General features: G+C 72.2%; 12 protein-coding genes. 7 read left to right on the top strand and 5 right to left on the bottom strand.

The window, feature by feature from the left end; all coding sequences use genetic code 11:
• Positions 1–53: 53 nt before the first annotated feature.
• Complete coding sequence (locus tag AB0J71_RS23655; protein ID WP_364415999.1) at positions 54–890, bottom strand: hypothetical protein; 837 nt, start codon at positions 888–890, stop codon at positions 54–56.
• 90 nt (positions 891–980) lie between these two features.
• On the opposite strand from AB0J71_RS23655, the gene AB0J71_RS23650 reads away from it, so the two are divergent.
• Positions 981–4,034: a tetratricopeptide repeat protein gene (locus AB0J71_RS23650; RefSeq protein WP_364415997.1), complete on the top strand. Its 3,054-nt coding sequence runs from the start codon at positions 981–983 to the stop codon at positions 4,032–4,034.
• Positions 4,035–4,157: 123 nt separating this feature from the next.
• Complete coding sequence (locus AB0J71_RS23645) at positions 4,158–5,429, top strand: FAD-dependent monooxygenase (protein WP_352323432.1); 1,272 nt, start codon at positions 4,158–4,160, stop codon at positions 5,427–5,429.
• A gap of 87 nt (positions 5,430–5,516) precedes the next feature.
• On the opposite strand, the gene AB0J71_RS23640 is transcribed toward AB0J71_RS23645, so the two are convergent.
• Complete coding sequence (locus AB0J71_RS23640; RefSeq protein WP_352323431.1) at positions 5,517–6,209, bottom strand: SDR family oxidoreductase; 693 nt, start codon at positions 6,207–6,209, stop codon at positions 5,517–5,519.
• A gap of 95 nt (positions 6,210–6,304) precedes the next feature.
• Here AB0J71_RS23640 and AB0J71_RS23635 point away from each other — a divergent pair, with 95 nt between their 5' ends.
• On the top strand, positions 6,305–6,874 hold the full coding sequence (locus AB0J71_RS23635) for a TetR/AcrR family transcriptional regulator (protein ID WP_364415995.1): 570 nt from the start codon (positions 6,305–6,307) through the stop codon (positions 6,872–6,874).
• Between the two features lie 943 nt (positions 6,875–7,817).
• A complete protein-coding gene (locus AB0J71_RS23630) occupies positions 7,818–9,482 on the top strand; it encodes a TROVE domain-containing protein (RefSeq protein WP_364415993.1) in 1,665 nt (554 codons plus the stop codon).
• Between the two features lie 373 nt (positions 9,483–9,855).
• Here AB0J71_RS23630 and AB0J71_RS23625 read toward each other — a convergent pair whose 3' ends face one another.
• Both AB0J71_RS23625 and AB0J71_RS23620 read right to left on the bottom strand, forming a co-directional pair.
• Entirely contained in the window at positions 9,856–10,761 is a 906-nt protein-coding gene (locus AB0J71_RS23625) for a S41 family peptidase (RefSeq protein ID WP_364415991.1), read from the bottom strand.
• Positions 10,762–10,866: 105 nt separating this feature from the next.
• A complete protein-coding gene (locus AB0J71_RS23620; protein ID WP_364415989.1) occupies positions 10,867–11,859 on the bottom strand; it encodes a DUF5937 family protein in 993 nt (330 codons plus the stop codon).
• A 68-nt stretch (positions 11,860–11,927) separates the two neighbouring features.
• On the opposite strand from AB0J71_RS23620, the gene AB0J71_RS23615 reads away from it, so the two are divergent.
• Positions 11,928–12,836 (top strand): alpha/beta hydrolase, encoded by a 909-nt coding sequence (locus AB0J71_RS23615; RefSeq protein WP_364415987.1) that lies wholly within the window; start codon positions 11,928–11,930, stop codon positions 12,834–12,836.
• On the opposite strand, the gene AB0J71_RS23610 is transcribed toward AB0J71_RS23615, so the two are convergent.
• Entirely contained in the window at positions 12,764–14,263 is a 1,500-nt protein-coding gene (locus AB0J71_RS23610; protein WP_364415985.1) for a carboxylesterase family protein, read from the bottom strand. The genes AB0J71_RS23615 and AB0J71_RS23610 overlap by 73 nt on opposite strands.
• Positions 14,264–14,355: 92 nt before the next feature.
• Here AB0J71_RS23610 and AB0J71_RS23605 point away from each other — a divergent pair, with 92 nt between their 5' ends.
• Positions 14,356–14,967 carry a TetR family transcriptional regulator C-terminal domain-containing protein gene (locus tag AB0J71_RS23605; RefSeq protein WP_364415983.1) on the top strand — a complete coding sequence of 204 codons (612 nt, stop codon included), beginning with the start codon at positions 14,356–14,358 and terminating at the stop codon, positions 14,965–14,967.
• A gap of 598 nt (positions 14,968–15,565) precedes the next feature.
• Positions 15,566–16,075, top strand: a complete 510-nt coding sequence (locus AB0J71_RS23600; RefSeq protein WP_352329989.1) for a hypothetical protein — start codon at positions 15,566–15,568, stop codon at positions 16,073–16,075.
• The last annotated feature ends 131 nt before the right edge of the window (positions 16,076–16,206 follow it).

Here is a 16,206-nt window from a genome sequence, read left to right as displayed (position 1 = left end):
ATGCGCCCTATGGGCAGGGTGGCGGCTCGATGGTCCCGTTCGCCGGGCGAGGGTCAGTCGTGGAAACGGCCCTCGCGCGTGTACTTGCAGGACAGGCAGTCGGGGTCGGAGCCCCAGGTGTCGTCCTGGATGACCCTGCGGTAGCGGTTGACGAGCCCCTTCTCGACGTGCTGCTCCTGTCCCGGGTACACCAGGGTGTCGCTCTGCTCCGCCCACTTGCCGAGGGCGTTGTTGAAGTAGAAGAGCCGATGGCGGGCGGCGATCTGGGGCGGGTTGCCGGCCGCGGCACAGTTGATGAGCCAGCTGTCGGCGTTGACGTACTTGCCGCCATAACTGGAGGAGTAGGAGTCCCTGGGCAGCATGCCGGGGTGGCCCACGTCGCGCCAGTGGTACCAGGGGTAGTAGGTCTTGTTGCAGTTGACCGCGCCGGACATGGTCCGGACCGCGGGGGCGGCGAGGCCGTCGGCCTCCACCGGCTCCTCGGTGACCGTCCGGCGCTGGAGCTCAGCCGGCAGCGGCTCGGCGCCATGGGCCTCCACCAGCCGCCGCGGGACCGCGACCGAGGCCGGGGTGATCTTCAGGTAGGTCTCCAGGAAACTGTCGCCGCTGTCGCGGACGAACAGGCCGGCCCGGCCGATGAAGGCGGTCTGGACGATGCCCACGTCGCCGGAGGGCCGGCTGTCGTTGAACTCCACGGTCAGCCCGTTGCGGTAGCGCAGCATCGCGAGCTTGACCTCGGCCTCCGCCTCTTCGGCGATCGGCGCCGCCCGCAGTTCCTCCGCTGTGGGCTCGTTCACGGCCTTCGTCGTGGCTGTGGCCGGGGTGGTGGCTGGCGCGGTCAGCATGAGAACGCCGGCGCTCGCCGCGAGCAGGCCTGGGATGACTCTCACGATCTTCTCCTCGCTGGTCGGGACTGAGGACAACGGTAGAAATGGATCTTTCAGTTGCCTTAAAGTCCAGCCCGGCAGATACTTCTCGCTGTGACGGCGACCGAGCCTCTGCTGGCACGAGCGCAACTCACCGCCCTTCTCGATCAGATCCCGCGACACCGGCTCACCGTGGTGACCGCCGGCCCGGGCGGCGGTAAAACCTCAGCCGTACGCGGCTGGGCGCGGGCCCGGCCTGATCATCCGGTGGCCTGGCTGACCTGGGCCGACGACGCCACCCTGATCGAGGAGATCTGCCAAGCCCTGGGCGCGCCCGCCGGATGGATCCGCTCCGCCGGGCTCGCCACCGAGCTGGCCGCCGCCGTCTGCCGGCCGACCGTGCTCGTCATCGACGAGGTGGAGCGGATCGAGCCGGGCACGTCCGGGGCGCGCCTGCTCGAAGAGCTCTGTCATCACGGCGGCGACGACCTTCACCTGGTGTTGATCTCACGGTCCGCCGTGCCCTTCCCGATCCAGCGCATGCGCGGCCTGGGTCACGTCTTCCAGGTGTCGGCCGAACAGCTGGCCTTCACCGCTGCCGAGACCCGCTCACTCACCTCGATCGTGCTGGGGTCGGACGACCTGGCGGAGGAGGTGCACGAGCTCACCAAGGGGTGGCCGGTCGCCGTACGGCTCACGCTGAGCTGGCTGAGCGGCCTGCCCCCGGTGGACCGTGCCAGGCGGATCGCTGCCACGCCGGTGTTCGACTATCTGGTCGAGGAGGTGGTGAAGGACGAGCATGAGGAATTCCTCCGCGCGACCGCTGCGCTGCCGTGGTTCACCGACGAGCTGTGCCGGGCGATGGGCGTCGCCGTCAGCCGCGAGGAGCTTCGCGCTCTGGCCGCCCAGCACATCCTGATCACGACCTGCGATCAGGGCTATGTGGTGTCGAACCTGGTCCGGGAGTTCATGGGCGATGCCGGACGGACGTCGGTGGCGGCCCACTGGTACGAGTCGCACGGGTTCGTCCGGGAGGCGCTGGCGGTTTGTGACGAGCCCGGCCATCGGGTGGCGATGATCGAAAGGTGGCATGCGTCGCTGCTTGCCGAGGGGCACGCGGCCGAGCTCGTCCGGGCCTGCGGCGCAGTGCCGGAGAAGTCGCGGACGTGTGCCGTGAACCTGGCCGAGGGGCAGGCGCGCCAGGTCCTGGGGGACTGGGCGGGCGCGCTGGAGTGCCTTCGCCGTGTCGATGCCACCGACCCCGCGGTGGCCTGGCGGATGGGGATGATCTATTACCAGCGGGGCGACTACCAGGCGGCGTTGTCGACCTTCGAGCTGGCCGGTGGCTTCGACGGGTCGGCGTTTCCGCTGCCCTCGTCGAGCTCCTCGGACCGGGCGATGTTGCTCGCCTGGTCCGCCAGCGCCCGCTGGCTGGTCGGCGAGAGCGCGCAGGCGACCCGACTGGCCGAACAGGCCCTGGCGATGGCCACCCTCTGCCAGGACGAACGCGCTGCCGCCTGCGCCCACACCGCGCTGGCCATGGTCACCCACGACGCCGGCGACGGGGCCGGAAGCGAACGGCACAGCGCCCTCGCCCTCGCCGCCGCGGAGAGCTCAGGAGACCTGTTGTTGTCGGCCCGCGTCCTGGCCAACCGCGCCGCGAGCCGCGCGGAGGAGGCCCGCTACGAAGAGGCCATCGCCGACTCGGACCTGTCGGCACGGCGAGCGGACGTGGTCGGGGACCCCGTCCAAACCGCGATCGCCCTGCACAACCGCGCCGAGGCACTCATGGGCCTGGGCAGGCTCGACGAAGCCCTGGCCGACTTCCGACGGGCACGCGACATCTTCAGCCGGGTGGGCAGCGACAAGCTCGGCCACCCACTGGCCGGGCTCGGCAAGGTCCACCTGGAGCGCGGGGAGCTGATGCACGCCCGGATCAGCTTCGAGAACTCCCTGAAGCATGCCGAACAACTGCGAAACGCCCATCTGACCCAGACGGCCCTGGCCGGACTGGCCCGCGTGCACGCGGCCGACGATCCGGCGCTGGCCGTACAGCTGGCCGAACGCGCGGTCGCGGCAGGCGGCGGCTCCAGCCGGGTGGACGCGCTGCTGGCCGCCGGCTGGGTCCGGGCGGAGACCGGCGACCGGACCAAAGCCGGCGCCTACGCCCGGTCCGCCCACGAGGCGGCCGTCAGCCGCCGCGACCGGGCCAAGATGGCGGAAGCCCTGGAACTGTCGGCCTTCACGGTGGCCGAGTCCCCGGGCGAGCGGGCGGACCTGCTGGCCTCCGCCGCGGAGATCTGGGCACAGATCGGCAGCCCGGTGGACATCGCGCGCAACGCCTTCGCCCGCGCGCGGCTCAACGGCTCCGGCCTCGACGAGGCGGAGCGGGAGCTCCGCCGGGCCGGCATCCGCGGGCCGCACAGCTGCGGCGCCGGCCTGCTCCGCGTGATCACGCTCCTCGACCATGACGCCGTGCGGTTGTGCATGCTGGGCGGGGTACGGCTCAGCCGCCGCGGCGGCGCCGTCGAATGGCAGTCCCGCAAGGCGCGCGACCTGCTGACCTGGCTGGCGTGCCAACGCGGCCGCACTGTCGCCCGGGAAGCGGCGATGGAGATCCTCTGGCCGGGCGAGGAACCCGCGTCCTGCTCCAACCGGCTCTCGGTCGCTCTGTCCACCGTGCGCTCGGTCCTGGATCCGCAGCGGAAGTTCGGGCCCGCAGAGTTCGTACGCGCCGACAAGTACAGCATCCAGCTGGTCGGACTCCGTACCGATGTCGAGGAGTTCCTCTGCGCGGCCGCCGGGGCGCTCGCCGCCGGAGAGGAGGATCTGCTGGTCGCGGCGGAAGCTCGCTACACCGGGGACGTCTGCGAGGACTCTCCTTATGCCGAGTGGCTGGAGCCTCTCCGTGAGGAGGCACGCGCCGTGCACCAGGCCCTGCTCCGCGAACTGGCCGCACTCGCGGAGCAGGCCGACGACCCCGACAGGGCGGTCCGCTACCTGCTCCGGCTGCTCGAACGGGATGCCTACGACGAGGCGGCCCACCTGGACCTGGTCCGGACGCTGACCAAGGCCCGCCGCCATGGTGAGGCCCGTCGACGCTACCGGCTCTATGCCGAGGCGATGAGAGAACTCGACGTGGAACCGGCGCCCTTCACCCTCACATGAGCGCAGAAACGCCGCGCGGCGATGAGTTCTGTGCGGATGCGTGGTCGATACGGCGGGACACACCGGCAGCGGTGGGCCCGTGCTGGGAACGTCCAGCGCGGGAGGAAGCACATGGAGGCAGTGATGAGCGTCGGCGACGCCAAGCAGGAGCACACCATCCGGACCGGCGCGCAGCGGGCGGGCGGTCCCAGGGTGCTGGTGGCGGGGGCGAGCATCGCGGGACCCGCGCTGGCCCACTGGCTGCGCCGGCGCGGGGCCGAGGTGACCGTGGTGGAGCGGGCTGCCGAGCTGCGTCCCGGCGGGCAGGCAGTGGACGCGCGCGGGGTCGCCAAGGAGGTCATCGCGCGCATGGGGCTGGACGCGGCGGTGCGCGCGGCGTGCACCGACACCGCCGGCGCGCACACCGTGGACGCGGACGGCCAGGTCCTGGAGACCTTCCGCGCCGACGACGACGGTGGCGACGGGTACATCGCGGACATCGAGATCCTGCGCGGGGACCTGTCCCAGCTGCTCTACGACGACACCCGCGACGGCGTCGAGTACGTCTTCGGCGACCGGATCGCGGAACTCGCCCAGGACGCGGACGGGGTCGACGTGGTCTTCGCGGGCGGCGACCGGCGGCGCTTCGACCTGGTGGTCGGGGCCGACGGGCTGCACTCGGCGCTGCGGGCGACGGTCTTCGGGCCGCATGAGCGGTTCCTCCGCCACCTCGGGCACGTGCTGGCCTTCTACAGTGTGCCCAACAAGTTCGGGCTGGACCGCTGGCTGCTGGAGTACCAGGATCAGGAATCCGGGCGCTCCGCCCTCCTGCGGCCCATCCAGGACGCCACCCGGGCGATGGCCATCTTCTCCTTCCCCTCGGCCGACTTCGACGTCGACCACCGGGACATCGCGGCCCAGAAGGACCTGCTGCGTGCGCGGATGGCGGGCCTGGGCTGGTTGACCCCGGACATCCTCGCGCACCTGGACGACACCCCGGACTTCTACCTCGACCAGGTCGCCCAGGTGGTGATGGATCGCTGGTCCAGCGGACGGGTGGGGCTGCTCGGGGACGCGGCGTTCAGCTCTTCGCCGATGTCGGGGCAGGGCACCGGGCTGGCGCTGGTCGGCGCCTACCTGCTGGCCGGAGAGCTGGCCGCCGCCGGATGGGACCCCGCCGCCGGGTTCGCCCGCTACGAGGCGCGGATGCGCCCGTTCGTCGAGGCCAACCAGGAGATCGGCCGGTTGAACGCCCGCAGCCGCCTCGTCCCGGGGCCGGACGCCGAGCCGCTCCCCGATTTCACCGGCGAATGGTTCACCGAGCTGGTCGGGCGCGCGATCAACGGCGTCGAGCTGCCCGACTACGCGGGCATACCGGACTCCGCAGCCCCGATCACCTCGTCGGCCAAGCCGTAGAAAGACCATGCCGCGCCCGCCGCGTGATCCCGGCGGGAGCGGCGGAAGGCGGCGCGCGGAACGGCCGGTCCGGCTCGCGCCGGGCGATCACCCGCCGGTCGGGACGGGCCCCCGTGCCAGGGCCTGACGGATCCGGCGGGTGAGGTCGTCGGCCAGGATCTCGGCCTGGCCGGTGGCGAGTCCGTCGAGTGCCTGGGTGGCGACGTCGGCGGGGTCGGCCTTCGGGACGCCGTCCAGCCCGGCGGTCATGTCGGTGTCCATGAAGCCGACATGGAGGGCCGAGACGCTGATCCCCCTGGGCTGGAGTTCCTCGCGGGCCGCGTCGGTCAGTGCCCACGCGGCCGCCTTCGCCGCCGCGTACGCCCCGGCTCGCGCCGGGTGCAACCACGAGATCACCGACAGGACGTTCAGGATCGCGCCTCCGCCGTTGGCCTCGATGACCGGGGCGAACTCCCTGGTGACGGCGAGGGGGCCGTAGAAGTTCGTCTCCAGTTCCCGGCGCACCGCGTCGAGGTCGCCGCCGATGAGAGGCGTGCCGGTGGAGATCCCGGCGTTGTTGATCAGGACGTTCGCGTCGGCGGCGATCCGCGCGGCGGCCCGGATCGACGCGTGGTCGGTGACGTCGAGGAGCAGCGGGGTGACTCCTGGCAGGTCCAGGTCGTCGGGACGGCGGACGGCCGCGTAGACCGATGCGCCGCGGTCCAGCAGTTGTGCGGCCAGGTGGCGTCCCAGACCCCGGTTCGCCCCGGTGACCACCGCGACCGCGCCGTTCAGAACCATGCCTGCCTCCTTGATGCGGGTGAAATAGATGATGAACGTAATCTATGTGTCGCAGCATAGGATAGATGACAACTGACATCCGAATGGGGGCGCAGATGGGACGCGGATCACAGGCGCAGGCGCGGCAGAACCGCCGGCGGGTCGTCGACACGGCGTCCCGCCTCTTCCGCGAGCAGGGCACCGAGGTCAGCGTCGCCGACCTGATGAAGGCCGCGGGTCTGACCCACGGCGGCTTCTACAAGCAGTTCCCCTCGAAGGAGGCCCTCATCGGCGAGGCGACCGCGCGCGCCTTCGCGGAGCACGCCGACGTTCGGGCCGGCGCGCTCGAACGGCACGCGGGAGATCGCGAAGCCGCCCAGCGGGCGTTCATCGACGCCTACCTGTCCGGCACGCACCGCGACAACGCCGCCGACGGCTGCCCCGCCGCCGGGCTCGCCGTCGACATCGCCCGCGGTCACGGGGACGCCGAGGCCCGCCGCGTGTTCACCGAGCAGGTCGGCGACATCGCGGCCTGGCTCGCCACCGCCGACCAGGACGGCGTCGCACGGCTGTGCACCATGGTCGGCGCCCTCGTCCTGGCCCGCGCCACCTCGGGCGACCCGCTGTCGGACGACATCCTCGCCGCCGCCCGCACGGCGCTGACCGGCGACCGGGCCACTCCCTAGAGAGACACCGCACGTGATTCGCCCGTTTCGCGACCCGCGGTGAAAGCTGCGCCTGCAGAACAGCCGCTTCAGCGACGCCTTCGCCACCCCGCGGCGCGGGGACATCGACGTCCTGATCGCCTGGTTGTCCAGGTCACCCGCCGCACGTCGGTCCCTCTGGACACGCCCGAGATCGCCCGCTGCCTCGGCCCTCTTCCACCTCAGAACTGACCTGTCGAGCCATGGACTGACATTTCCCCATCTCGGCAATATTCAGATGTGACGCGGCACGCTGATCGCTACTGTGGGATCAGCTTCGCGAGACCCGGAAATGCGTGGGTCGAATGGGCATCGGTTATCTTTCTCCAACAAAGAACCCTCCGGTGCTCGTCACGCACATCCGCGCCTTTCCGGGCCGCGCGAAGCTGGTCAGGTCTGGTGCCGGCACGGGTCGAATCTCATCGGTTATCGCCTTCTAAGCCGGTGGTTGCGGGTTCGAATCCCGTCACGGACTTCGGGTTCGTGTAGCTCAATGGCAGAGCACCGTAAACGGCCGGTGGGTCACCCACATCCGTGCCGGTTCCAGACCTGATCGCACGTCAGCCTTGCCGGCGGTACGGGTCGAATTCGATCGGTTATCGATTCCCATTCGAGTCGTCCGGGTTCGAATCCCGGCGGCCCGCACTCGCGGGCCGTGGTGTAACCGGCAGCACGCTGAAGACCGGTCGGAACCCCCACATCCGTACCGCCGGCAAGGCTGACGCGCACAGGCAGGGGAGCGGGTCGAAGTTCGTCGGTTATCGGGAACAGGTTGTCGCAGGTTCGAGTCCTGCCCGCCCGGCCCGGCAGGACCGGGCGGTAGCTCAGCTGGAAGAGCGTCTGTCATAAAGACCGGCGGACATCACCACATCCGCTCCCCTTCGTCATATCCGCCCTCGGGCGGGTCGAAAGGAAGGAGCCCACGATGGCACGTGACCCTCTCGCGAGCGTTTCGGCGATCACGACCCCGCAGACGCAGCCGATCCCCGGCCGCACCGACCAGGTCATGAACGCCGCCGCCGGCTACGTGTTCGCCAAGGACGTGTGGCGCAGGCTGGAGGACTTCCTCATCCTCGGCACCACCGGCGGCACCTACTACGTGGACGAGAACACGCTGACCGCCGAGAACGCCGGCGTGCTGTTCCAGGCCATCGCCGAGGACGGTCCGCGCGTCGTCGGGCTGCTCACCGACATCTCGACGGCCCGGCCGCCGCGGGCGCCGAAGCAGCGTCCAGCCCTGTTCGCTCTCGCGGCCTGCTACGCCAAGGGCGACGCCGACACCCGGCAGGCGGCCAAGGCGGCGCTGGCGAAGGTCGCCCGGACCACCGACCACCTGGCCCAGTTCTTCGGCTACTACAAGAACCTCGGCGGCAAGGCGACCGGTCGAGGCACCGCGCCCACGATGGGCCGGAGCCTGCGCACGGCGCTCGGCTCCTGGTTCCTCACCGGTGAGGCCGACGCGGTCGCGTTCAAGGCGTGCAAGGCGGCCCAGCGCAGGACGCCGCAGGGCGAGGCGTTCGCGCTGCGGGACGTGCTGCGGATCGCCCACCCGGTCGCCGACTCCGACCAGCGCAGGACGCTGTTCGGCTGGATCGCCGGCAACGTCTCCGACGACGAGGCGCGCGACGAGCTGCCCGCCGTCGACCGGTTCCTGACCGCGAAGGCCGTCACCACGGCCGAGGACGCGGTCCGGGTGGTCACCGAGGCCAAGGTGCCGTGGGAGTTCCTGCCGGACCCGGTGCTGAGGGAGCCGTCGGTGTGGGAGGCGCTGATCGAGACGGTCGGCCTGACCGCGCTCATCCGCAACCTGGCCCGCATGACCCGGCTCGGCGCCCTCAAGCCGGCGGCGGACGCCACGTCGCGGGCGGTGCTGCGGCTCACCGACCGGGAGGCGATCCTGCGCGCCCGCATCCACCCGATGGACGTCTGGCTCGCGATGCGCGTCTACGCCTCCGGGCAGGCGCAGCCCAACCCGCGCGCCGACCGGCACACCTGGCAGCCCGTCCCGGCCGTCCTCGACGCGCTGGAGGAGACGTACGAGTCGTCGTTCGGCGCGGTCGAGCCGTCCGGGAAGCGGCTGCTGGTCGCCGTCGACTCGTCCGGGTCGATGAGCTGGGGCGGCGGTGTCCGGGTGGGCGGTTCCCCGATCGGCTCCCCGTACGAGGTGGGCAACGCGATGGCGGTCATGTTGTCGCGTATCGAGCAGGGCGGCGTGCACGTCATCGACGTCGACACGTCCGTGCACGCCTCCAGGGTGACCCCGCGCACGAACCTGCGCGAGATCGCCTCGTGGCAGCCGTCGGGCGGCGGCACGGACCTGTCGCTGCCGTTCACGTGGGCGCGTGAGCAGCGCATGGAGGTGGACGGCATCATCGTCCTCACCGACAACGAGACCTGGGCGGGACGCTCCCACCCCACCCAGGCCCTGGACGCCTACCGCCGCACCGTCAACGCCGACGCTCGCGTGGTGGTCGCCGCGATGACGGCCGCGGGATACTCGATCGGCGACCCCGAGGACGAAGGCGTCCTGAACGTGGTCGGCCTGGACGCGTCGCTCCCGCTCATCGTCAACGGCTTCATCCGCGCCTGACCAGCGCGGCCCTTCGCCCGAAAGGCGCGACGCGTCACCTCCGCTTCCGGAGACGTGTGCCCCGGCCAGGAAGATAATCCCGGCCGGGGCTTCCCCGTACGCGCGCAGGCGATCGCGGCGGTTGCGTTGGCGGTCGGCGCGAACAGCCACGCCTCCAGGTCGCCGGAACGTCCTGGGCGCGAGCACGACGAGTAGGGCCGAGCCCTTTCGGCCGGACGCCCTTCTCCCATGCCTGTTCGCTCTGCCGGGTGTCCTCGCTCTCATGCCCAGGCCGGTCCCGACCCCCTCCCGCGGGCTGTTTCCTGTAAAGATCTCCGAAGGCCCGTGACCGCGTCACGCGTCCGGCGCCACACCGACGACGGGCCCGACCGCGTCAGCCTGCCGGCCGGGCGAGGGCCAGGGCGTGCGCCCGGTCGAGGGCTTCCGCGGCGGCGCAGGGGATGTCCGGCTGCACGCCGGTGCCCTCCCAGTTCGCGCCCGAGACGGGGTTGACGGCGCGGCCGATGGGGACGGTGGCCTCCAGGTGGGGGTGCACGGTCCAGCCCTTGCACGGGTGCGCCCCGCCGCGGGTGGGCTCGCCGACGACGACGGCGCGGCCGAGCTGCTGCAGGTCGTAGGCCAGTTCCTCGGCGGCGGAGAACGTGCTGCCGCTGGACAACACGTACAGCGGTTTGCTGCCGCCGAAACGCGCGCCCGGGACGTGCGGCAGGCTCCAGTACTGCTCGCCGCGCTCGCCGCCGCGCCAGTGCATGGTGTTGAGGTGGGTGCGCTCGTCCAGGAGGTAACTGCAGACGAAGGCGACGGTGTCCGGGTCGCCGCCCCGGTTGTCGCGAAGGTCCAGAATCAGCGCCTGGGCGCGGGAGGCCAGGGTGAGCGCGGCGCTCAGCGGTTCGGCGGCCCACTCCAGCGGGAACAGCATCGGCGCCAGCTCCACCACGGCGACCCCTCCGTCGAGCAGCTCCACCCGGGGCGCGCCGCCCAGCGAGGCGTCGTAGTCCCGGCGGATGGACTCCAGGGTGGCCGCGCCCTGCTCGGGGGAGACCGGGTCGGCGTGGTGCTTCAGCCTCAGGTGTTTGTCGCCGTTGACGGACTGCAGGTCCGCGGTGACCAGACGGGCGAGTTCCGCGGCGCCGCCGACGTCGTAGGCACCGTCGGCGAGGCGTCGTCGTAGCAGGTCGGCGACTTGCTCGGCCACCTCGGGGAAAACGTAGTGCTCGGTCAGCAGGCGGGTGGTCTCGTCGATGACGGGGGCAGGCCGAAGGTTCGTCAGGGGCGTCATGGCAGGAAGTAGAGCACCGCCCTTCCGAAGACGTCAAAGACGTTCAACGCCTTCGAAAGGCGGCGAAACGGCCTGCGCGGTCGGTTTCCGGTGCCCGTCGTCGGGTCACCGCGTGAGCGCGTCCGGGAAGCCGGCTGGGAGCGGGCCGTCCATCAGGTGGGTGGCTCGTTCCGTGCGCAGGTGGAGGGCCGTGCGGCCCTGGCGTTGTGTGGACACCAGGCCCGCCCCCCGCAGCGCGCCCAGGTGTTGTGAGACCGCGCTCGGCGTGATGCTCAGGCGGCTGGCCAGGGCCGCGGTCGTCAGGGGTTCGGCCAGGGCGGCGAGGATGAGCGTTCTCGTGTGGCCGAGCACCGGGATCAGGCCGGTCACCGCCGGCCGGGGCGACTCCCAGAGCAGGCCGACGCCCATCGCCGGATAGCGGATCGACGCGGCGGCGATCGGCGCCTTGTCGACGCCCACGTCCGGCCAGTTGAAGACGCTGGGCTGCAGGACGAGGCCGTGTCCGCCGGTGTCCACCGTGTACACCGCGTGCGGGGTGCGCCGGCCGTGCACGACCAGCTGGCCGTCGTCCCAGGCGATGTCGCGGTGCAACTCGGCGAACAGCGCCTGCACCCCGCCCTCCACCAGGGTCAGCGCACGCCGGCCGAGGTCGGCCTCCAGCACGGCGCGCATCCGGCCCCAGTGCGGCGCGATCAGCAGCTCGTGGCAGCGATGCAGCGCCTCGGCCAGCCGTGGCAGTACCGTCGCGGGCTCGGGGGCGTCCTCGGCCGGCATGCCGAGGACCGCGCCGTACTCCTGCCGGAAGAAGTCCTCCTGCGTGCCGCGTACCAGGTCCAGCTCTGCCGCGATGGACGGCAGGCGCTGCGCCGGCGCAGGGAACAGGAACGACGGCAGCGGCCCGGCGATCAGCGCGCGCAGCAGCGGCAGCTCGCGTTCGCGCGCCAGCAGCGGGCGCGCCCGGCGCACCCAGGGCCGGTGGACGGCATGACCGCCCGTGCCGAACAGGATCCGCAGCGCCAGCACCGTCTCGCCCAGCGGCGAGACGGCGAATCGCACCTTCGCGACCGACGCCGCGGTGAACCTGATCTCGACCGCCATCCGCCCTCATCATGTAGCTGTGGCTGAACGATAGCCGAGGCACGCCGTTTCCCCGCAGGCTGGCGGGCATGGACTTCTTCACCTCCCACGACGGCATCGAGCTCGCCTGCCACGTGTTCGGCGACGGCCCCCCTCTGGTCTGCCTGCCCGGCGGGCCGATGCAGGCCTCCGCCTATCTCGGCGACCTCGGGGGCCTCTCGGCGCACCGGCGGCTGATCATGGCGGACCTGCGGGGCACCGGGCGGTCCGCCGTGCCGCCGGACACCGCCTCCTACCGTTGCGACCGCCTGGTGGAGGACGTCGAGGCGCTGCGCGAGCATTTCGGGCTCGACCGGATGGACCTGCTCTCCCATTCCGGGGGCACGAACCTGGCCGTGCTCTACGCGGCTCGCCATCCGGAACGCGTCAGCAGGCTCGTCCTGGTCACTCCGAGCGTCGCCGCCGTCGGCATCAGGATCACCGAGGAGGTCCGGCGGGAGACCGCCCGGTTGCGCGAGGGGGAGCCCTGGTTCCCGGGGGCGTTCGCGGCCCTGGAGAAGGTCATGTCAGGGCAGGCCACGCCTGACGCCGTCCAGGCCATCGCGCCCTTCTGGTACGGCCGCTGGGACGAGACGGCCCAGGCGCACAAGGCCGCCGAGGACGAGCAGCGGAACAACGAGGCGGCGGCCGTCTTCGGCGCCGAAGGCGCCTACGACCCCGACGCAACCCGTGCCGCGCTCGCCCGCTTCACCTCGCCGGTGCTGCTGCTCGCGGGCGAGAGGGACCTGAACTCCCCTCCCGCCGCGGTGGCCGAGCTCGCCGCGCTGTTCCCGCACGCCGAGCTCGTCGTCCAGGCCGGGGCGGGGCACTTTCCGTGGCTCGACGACGCCGACCGGTTCGTGGCCACCATCTCGGCGTTCCTGCGTCAGGTCGGCAGGAGATCGAAGGGCGCGGGGGAGTGGCCCGCCCAGATCCGGCGGGAGACCTCTTCGGGGTAGGGCAGAGTGGCCGGTACGGCGTCCAGGACGCGGGTGAGCCGCCGGCCGGGCCGGTACGCGGCCCATCCCGCGTCGCCGGTGGTCACGAAGCGCACCCATGCCTCCCTGAGCTCGCGGGAGAGCGCGACGGCCTCGGGGGCGCGCTCGTCGCCGAGGAGCTGCGCGCCGACGGGGCTGTCCAGCGTGCCGAACGCCAGGGGGACGTCCAGGCTGTGGCAGGCGCCCAGAGCGCCGCCGAGCGCCGGGGCGGTCCAGCACAGCTCGAACAGGTACGAGGTGCCGCCGGCTGCGGCGTTCGCCTCGGCCAGCTGCTGTGACGGCATGCGGAAGAGCGCGTCGGAGTACACCGTCTCCACCAGCTCCTCCGGCCCGGCCTGCGGAAACCTGGCACGGTACGCCTGCCCGCCATGCGGCTGAGGGGCGAGCATTTCCAGGGCTGTGCGCGCGTCCTGCTCGGTGAAGCTGCCCTGCCGTCCGCTCATGACGCTGAACAGCCGGAACTCGTCCCGGGTGTGGCCGACCAGCAGCTCGATCCCGCTGGCGCGCCCGCCGGTCAGCGCGGGCCAGGGCGTTTCGGGCAGAACCTCGCCGTCGACGACGGGGCACAGGGCGGTGCCGGTCTGCGTGAGCCGTCCCCAGCTCTCCCGGTGCGCCTGGAGGCCGGCGTTGAAGGAGGTGAGCTCCGCGGCCAGGCGCCAGGGGTCGAGGTCGCGCAGGGCCGCGGCGGTGGGGGCGGCCGCGCCGAGCCGGTCCGCGAGCGCGGCGGTGACCTGCCGGGCCAGCGCGGGGGTGCTGTGCAGCCCCGGCACCGAGTGGGCGAGGGCCCGCCGGAACAGGCCGCGCGCCGCCTTCATCGTCAGGAGGGCGGCGACCGACCCCGCCCCGGCGGACTGCCCGGCCACGGTGACCCGGCCGGGGTCGCCGCCGAACGCGGCGATGTTCCGCTGCACCCACTCCAGCGCCGCGATCTGGTCGAGGAAGCCGCGGTTGGGCGGCGCGTCGTCGAGGAACGCGAAACCCTCCGCGCCCACGCGGCAGTTGACGGTCACCACGACGAGCCCCGCGCCGGCCAGCACCGCCGGGTCGTACATCGGGTCGCTCGACGCCGCCGAGACGTAGCCGCCCACGGGGAGCCACACCAGCACCGGCAGCCCGGCCGCGCCCGGATCCGGGGTGCCGACGTTCAGCGTCAGCCAGTCCGTGCCCCGCGGCGCGCCCACGTCGACCGGCAGGGAGAGCGGCACCGGGGGGCCGAACTCCGCCGCCTGCCTCGTCCCGTCCCAGCGGCGCGGCGGGGCGGGCGCGGCGAAGCGGAGCGCTCCCACCGGCGGCTGGGCGTACGGGATGCCGCGGAACACCGCGTGCCCCCGCCGCCGGCGCCCCTGCACCACCCCTTCCGCGGTCCGCACCTTCGGCTCCTCGGGCATGACGCCTCCTCCCTCGAACGGACCCTCATGGTTATAGGTCAGGTGTATTATGTCAACTGTATGGGAAAGGCTCGACGAGGGAGAGACCCGGGATGCCGAAACAGGTGGACCACCGCGAACGCCGCGAAGTGATCGCCCGCGCGTTGTGGCGGGTGGTGGAACGGCGCGGCGTCACCCACCTGACGACCCGGGTGGTGGCGCAGGAGGCGGGCATCTCACTCGGGCAGCTGCAGCACTACTTCGCCTCCCGGGCCGCCATGCTCTCCTTCGCCATGGAATTCGCCGCCGAGCAGACCTCGCTCCGCGTCGAGCAGGGCCTCGCGGGGCTCGGCGACCGGCCGCACCCCCGCGACGTGCTGCGACTGACGCTCGCGGAGATGCTTCCCCTGCACGCCGACGCCCGCGCCACCAGCCGGATGAGCGCCGCCTACGTCCTGGAGGCGCTGCACGACGAGGCCGTCCGCGAGCGGGCGCGCCGCGGCCTCCTCCAGGGACGGGCCCTCGTCGAGCGACTGGTCCGCCAGGCGATCGCCGACGGGCACCTCGCCCCCGACCGCGACCCGGCGACCGAGACCGACCTGCTCCTCGCCCTCACCGGCCTCACCCCCCTCCTCGAACTGGACGTGATCACCCCCCAGGACGCCCTCACCGCGATCGACCTGCATCTGGACCGGCTGTTCGCCGGGCCGGCCCGAAGCGGGTGACCTGCGCCCCTACGACTGCCCGGGAAAGCGGCACCAAAAGATCTTCAACGTCACGACGCGCCGGGGGACGACCTGAGGCCCGGCGGGGACGTCCAAGGACGTAGCGGCGGGAACGGCGCCGTCAACCTCGCCGACCCGCACATGGGATCCGGCGGCGGCGGTGGCGGTGGCGCGCAGGGCGGCGGCGCCGGCGGCTCCTCCTCCGGCAGCAGCTGTACGGCGGCGGCGGTGGCGGAGGGGCGAGGACCGGCGATCTGGACCCGGGTGAGACGGCCACGATCAGCTACACGGTGATCGCCCGCACGCCCGGTTGCCTGCGCAACACCTGCGCAACATGGTCACCTGGCGCTGCAAGTCGGCCGAGGCCCGCTTGGCCTGCACCGACAGCACCATCGTGAAGGTCGTCCACAAATCACCGCACAAACCCCGGCCCTGGTAACCGGCCCATGCCGCACGGGGGCCCCAGACGCGGCCTGAGGCCCCCGGAGGTCCCCCCGCCCGCCGGCGGCACCAGCCGCACCCACGTCCGCGTCCCGGTCGACCGGCGTGACAGGTGATCACCAGTGGATCACAAGACGGCGCCGGTAGACCAGGACGGGTGAACGATGCTCTTCATCCGCTCAGCCGCAGGGAAGGCCCGTCCGGGGCGGACGAGCCGTCCGAGGCCGAGCGGCCGGTGATTCCGCTCGACACCTCGTTGCCCGACGTGTGCGTGCGCCTGCCCGCGTGCCTGGCGCGGCACGTCCGGTCGGAGGGCGGGATGGGCCGGCTGCTGGGCGGCCTGGCCCTCGCGTGGGGGGCGTACGGGCTGCTGTGGGTCGCGGCCGGGATCTGGCTGCCGGGGCAGCCCGCGCTCGCGGTCGCGACGGCCATGACACTGCCGCCCACCCTGGTGTCGCTGGTGCTGCACCGCAGGTGGGGGCATCGGGGGTGGTGCTGGGTTCTGCGGTCGCTGGACCCGGACGCGGTCATGATGGTCCTGGCGCTCCTCCTCGGCCCGTTCCGGTGGCTCGAACCGGTCTTCTGGGCGGCGGTCTGGCCGTTCCGTCAGGTCCTGCGGTTGTTCGCCTGGATCGGGCGGGTCCTGTCGGCGCTGGGCGATCTGTAGCGCTTGCGTGCGCGGCCGCCTCGACCCCGGCCGGGGTGGAGGCGGCCGTACGGGTGTGGGGACGGTCCGCAGGTGTAAAGTCCCACACCGGTGTACATGCAGGCACCGCCCAGGCAGGTCGGGTTTGACAC

The organism is Nonomuraea sp. NPDC049637, from assembly GCF_040675235.1.
GTDB lineage: Bacteria > Actinomycetota > Actinomycetes > Streptosporangiales > Streptosporangiaceae > Nonomuraea.
Note: the sequence above shows the minus strand (reverse complement) of the source record. Positions and strands in the feature narration are given on the sequence as shown.